At 50.6% G+C, this 5,280-nt stretch carries 2 tRNA genes and 2 rRNA genes; all 4 read right to left on the bottom strand.

Going from position 1 to position 5,280, the window contains the following annotated elements:
* Positions 1-170 precede the first annotated feature (170 nt).
* Positions 171-3,051 (bottom strand): 23S ribosomal RNA (locus tag LG203_RS14315).
* A 298-nt stretch (positions 3,052-3,349) separates the two neighbouring features.
* Positions 3,350-3,425 (bottom strand) — tRNA-Ala (locus tag LG203_RS14310).
* A 14-nt stretch (positions 3,426-3,439) separates the two neighbouring features.
* Positions 3,440-3,516, bottom strand: a tRNA-Ile gene (locus LG203_RS14305).
* Between the two features lie 74 nt (positions 3,517-3,590).
* Positions 3,591-5,135: ribosomal RNA gene (locus LG203_RS14300) — 16S ribosomal RNA — on the bottom strand.
* The 16S and 23S rRNA genes sit together here with 2 tRNA genes alongside, the layout of an rRNA operon.
* Positions 5,136-5,280: the final 145 nt, after the last annotated feature.

Below are 5,280 nucleotides of genomic sequence, written 5' to 3'. Positions count from 1 at the left end.
CATAACCGGTAGTGCTTGAGATGGTGCATTCAAGCCCTGTTAAGCTTTGCATGTTCGTTTGAACACGCTGACCTTGTCCTTGCAGACAAGCGTCTTTAAAAAACAGAAGAAGTAAAGTATGCGTATTGATTGCGCTTTAGAGCAACCTTGAACTCAAGTTTCAAGGTTATAGGATCAAGCCTCACGAGCAATTAGTAACGGTCAGCTTAATGCATTACTGCACTTCCACATCCGTCCTATCAACGTCCTGGTCTCGAACGACTCTTTAGTGTGCTTAAAGCACAGGGAAGTCTCATCTTGAGGCAAGTTTCACGCTTAGATGCTTTCAGCGTTTATCTCTTCCGGATTTAGCTACCCGGCTATGCCATTGGCATGACAACCGGTCCACCAGAGATCCGTCCACTCCGGTCCTCTCGTACTAGGAGCAGCCCCCCTCAAACTTCCAACGCCCACGGCAGATAGGGACCAAACTGTCTCACGACGTTTTAAACCCAGCTCACGTACCACTTTAAATGGCGAACAGCCATACCCTTGGGACCGGCTACAGCCCCAGGATGTGATGAGCCGACATCGAGGTGCCAAACTCCCCCGTCGATATGAACTCTTGGGAGGAATCAGCCTGTTATCCCCAGAGTACCTTTTATCCGTTGAGCGATGGCCCTTCCATACAGAACCACCGGATCACTATGACCTGCTTTCGCACCTGCTCGACCTGTCCGTCTCGCAGTCAAGCAACCTTATGCCATTGCACTATCAGTACGATTTCCGACCGTACCTAGGTTACCTTCGCACTCCTCCGTTACTCTTTGGGAGGAGACCGCCCCAGTCAAACTGCCCACCATACACGGTCCCCGATCCAGATAATGGACCTAGGTTAGAACCTCAACAACATCAGGGTGGTATTTCAAGGTTGACTCCACAAGAACTGGCGTCCCTGCTTCAAAGTCTCCCACCTATCCTACACAAATCTTGTCAAAGTCCAATGTAAAGCTACAGTAAAGGTTCATGGGGTCTTTCCGTCTAGCCGCGGGTAGATTGCATCTTCACAAACATTTCAACTTCGCTGAGTCCCGAGAGGAGACAGTGTGGCCATCGTTACGCCATTCGTGCGGGTCGGAACTTACCCGACAAGGAATTTCGCTACCTTAGGACCGTTATAGTTACGGCCGCCGTTTACCGGGGCTTCAATCAAGAGCTTGCACCCCATCATTTAACCTTCCGGCACCGGGCAGGCGTCACACCGTATACGTCCACTTTCGTGTTTGCACAGTGCTGTGTTTTTATTAAACAGTCGCAGCCACCTTTTCACTGCAACCCCATCGGCCTTCGAGAGTAAATCTCTACAACCTACCGGGGCGCACCTTCTCCCGAAGTTACGGTGCTAATTTGCCGAGTTCCTTCTCCCGGGTTCTCTCAAGCGCCTTAGAATTCTCATCCTGCCCACCTGTGTCGGTTTGCGGTACGGTCTCAATATAACTGAAGCTTAGTGGCTTTTCTTGGAAGCTTGGTATCAATCACTTCGTGCACAAGTGCACTCGTCGTCACGCCTCAGAATTGACCCTCCGGATTTGCCTAAAGGATCTCCCTACACGCTTAAACCACCTATTCCAACAGATGGCTGACCTAACCTTCTCCGTCCCCACATCGCATTACATTGAGGTACAGGAATATTAACCTGTTTCCCATCAGCTACGCATCTCTGCCTCACCTTAGGGGCCGACTCACCCTGCGCCGATGAACGTTGCGCAGGAAACCTTGGGCTTTCGGCGAGGGAGCTTTTCACTCCCTTTATCGCTACTCATGTCAGCATTCGCACTTCTGATACCTCCAGCATTCCTCACAGAACACCTTCGCAGGCCTACAGAACGCTCTCCTACCATGCATATAAATATGCATCCGCAGCTTCGGTTACGTGCTTAGCCCCGTTACATCTTCCGCGCGGGACGACTCGACCAGTGAGCTATTACGCTTTCTTTAAAGGATGGCTGCTTCTAAGCCAACCTCCTGGCTGTCTGTGCCTTCCCACTTCGTTTTCCACTTAGCACGTCATTAGGGACCTTAGCTGGCGGTCTGGGTTGTTTCCCTCTTGACCACGGACGTTAGCACCCATGGTCTGTCTCCCGTGATTGCACTTCTCGGTATTCGGAGTTTGCAATGGTTTGGTAAGCTCTTATGAGCCCCCTAGCCATAACAGTGCTCTACCCCCAAGAGTGAGACACGAGGCACTACCTAAATAGTTTTCGGAGAGAACCAGCTATTTCCAAGTTTGTTTAGCCTTTCACCCCTATCCACAGCTCATCCCCTAATTTTTCAACATTAGTGGGTTCGGACCTCCAGTACCTGTTACGGCACCTTCATCCTGGCCATGGATAGATCACTTGGTTTCGGGTCTACACCCAGCAACTATCGCCCTATTCGGACTCGCTTTCGCTACGCCTCCCCTATCGGTTAAGCTTGCTACTGAATGTAAGTCGCTGACCCATTATACAAAAGGTACGCAGTCACCCCTTACGAGGCTCCCACTGTTTGTATGCATGCGGTTTCAGGTTCTATTTCACTCCCCTCCCGGGGTTCTTTTCGCCTTTCCCTCACGGTACTGGTTCACTATCGGTCGATTACGAGTATTTAGCCTTGGAGGATGGTCCCCCCATGTTCAGACAGGATTTCACGTGTCCCGCCCTACTTGTCGTTATCCTAGTTCCACAAACGGGATTTCGTATACGGGGCTATCACCCGCTATGGCCGGACTTTCCATTCCGTTCTACTATCGCGTCTGCTAAAAATAACAGGCTTTTCCGGGTTCGCTCGCCACTACTTCCGGAATCTCGGTTGATTTCTTTTCCTCGAGCTACTTAGATGTTTCAGTTCACTCGGTTCGCTTCGCTTCTCCTATATATTCAGAGAGCGATACCCTTGCGGGTGGGTTTCCCCATTCGGACATTCCCGGATCAAAGCTTATTTGCCAGCTCCCCGAGACTTTTCGCAGGCTACCACGTCCTTCATCGCCTGTAATCGCCAAGGCATCCACCACATGCACTTATTCGCTTGACCCTATAACGTTAAAACCTGAGCCCTTTTAAACTCAAATCTCGCGACCAACGAGTAGTAGTTGGTCCGCTATAGGCTTGCTTCTAAAGCAACTTATTTGAATCCGCTTATTTCTTTCGAACTAAACGAGTTCAAATGTTTTGATTTCTGCAATCAATTACCCATTTGAACACTCAGAACCTCATCACAAAGTTCCTGTGTTCTCTTTACTTCTTCCATTTTGTTAAAGATCAATCCGGCTTTAAAAGCCAGAAATAAATACAGCAACCTGCACTTATTTCTAACTTCTTCATCAAGGTAGTGGTGGAGGATGACGGGATCGAACCGACGACCCCCTGCTTGCAAAGCAGGTGCTCTCCCAGCTGAGCTAATCCCCCTACTCGGGTGAATCTGGTGGGTCTGGTTGGGCTCGAACCAACGACCCCCGCCTTATCAAGACGGTGCTCTAACCAGCTGAGCTACAGACCCTTCTAAGGCCATTCCTTGATGTGCTCTTGAACAACCGATAAGTGTGAATGCTTGCAGCTTCGGATTTTCTCTAGAAAGGAGGTGATCCAGCCGCACCTTCCGATACGGCTACCTTGTTACGACTTCACCCCAGTCATGAATCCTACCGTGGTAATCGTCCCCCTTGCGGTTAGACTAACTACTTCTGGTAGAACCCACTCCCATGGTGTGACGGGCGGTGTGTACAAGGCCCGGGAACGTATTCACCGCGACATGCTGATCCGCGATTACTAGCGATTCCGACTTCATGCAGTCGAGTTGCAGACTGCAATCCGGACTACGATCGGCTTTCTGGGATTGGCTCCCCCTCGCGGGTTGGCAACCCTCTGTACCGACCATTGTATTACGTGTGAAGCCCTGGCCATAAGGGCCATGAGGACTTGACGTCATCCCCACCTTCCTCCGGTTTGTCACCGGCAGTCCCAATAAAGTGCCCAACTAAATGATGGCAATTATTGGCAAGGGTTGCGCTCGTTGCGGGACTTAACCCAACATCTCACGACACGAGCTGACGACAGCCATGCAGCACCTGTGTCTACTTTCCCTTTCGGGCACCTAATGCATCTCTGCTTCGTTAGTAGCATGTCAAGGCCAGGTAAGGTTTTTCGCGTTGCATCGAATTAATCCACATAATCCACCGCTTGTGCGGGCCCCCGTCAATTCCTTTGAGTTTTAATCTTGCGACCGTACTCCCCAGGCGGTCTACTTCACGCGTTAGCTGCGTTACTAATGGATTTTACTCCACCAACAACTAGTAGACATCGTTTAGGGCGTGGACTACCAGGGTATCTAATCCTGTTTGCTCCCCACGCTTTCGAGCATGAGCGTCAGTATTAGGCCAGGGGGCTGCCTTCGCCATTGGTATTCCTCCACATCTCTACGCATTTCACTGCTACACGTGGAATTCTACCCCCCTCTCCCATACTCTAGCCTTGCAGTTTCAAACGCAGTTCCCAGGTTGAGCCCGGGGCTTTCACATCTGACTTACAAAACCGCCTGCGCTCGCTTTACGCCCAGTAATTCCGATTAACGCTCGCACCCTACGTATTACCGCGGCTGCTGGCACGTAGTTAGCCGGTGCTTCTTATCAAGGTACCGTCATCCTCACCCGGTATTAGCGAGTAAGTTTTCTTTCCTTGCGAAAGAGCTTTACAACCCGAAGGCCTTCTTCACTCACGCGGCATGGCTGGATCAGGCTTTCGCCCATTGTCCAAAATTCCCCACTGCTGCCTCCCGTAGGAGTCTGGACCGTGTCTCAGTTCCAGTGTGGCTGGTCGTCCTCTCAGACCAGCTACTGATCGTCGCCTTGGTGGGCCTTTACCCCACCAACTAGCTAATCAGATATCGGCCGCTCGTTCTGCGTAAGGTCCGAAGATCCCCTACTTTCCCCCTCAGGGCGTATGCGGTATTAGCTAATCTTTCGACTAGTTATCCCCCACAATACGGTACGTTCCGATATATTACTCACCCGTTCGCCACTCGTCAGCAGAGAAGCAAGCTTCTCTCTGTTACCGTTCGACTTGCATGTGTAAAGCATGCCGCCAGCGTTCAATCTGAGCCAGGATCAAACTCTTCAGTTTAATTCCCAACTATTACTTGTGACCCCAATAAAGGGGTCGGTATGTCGCTTGGCTTAATTCTCAAATGAATCTAGGTATTTCTACAAAGTTTCATTCAAAGTGTTAAGCACTTATGTATCTTGAGTGTCACCCGGCATTACCGGGC

This window comes from Methylovorus mays (assembly GCF_020531915.1).
GTDB classification, from domain to species: Bacteria; Pseudomonadota; Gammaproteobacteria; order Burkholderiales; family Methylophilaceae; genus Methylovorus; species Methylovorus mays.
Note: the sequence above shows the minus strand (reverse complement) of the source record. Positions and strands in the feature narration are given on the sequence as shown.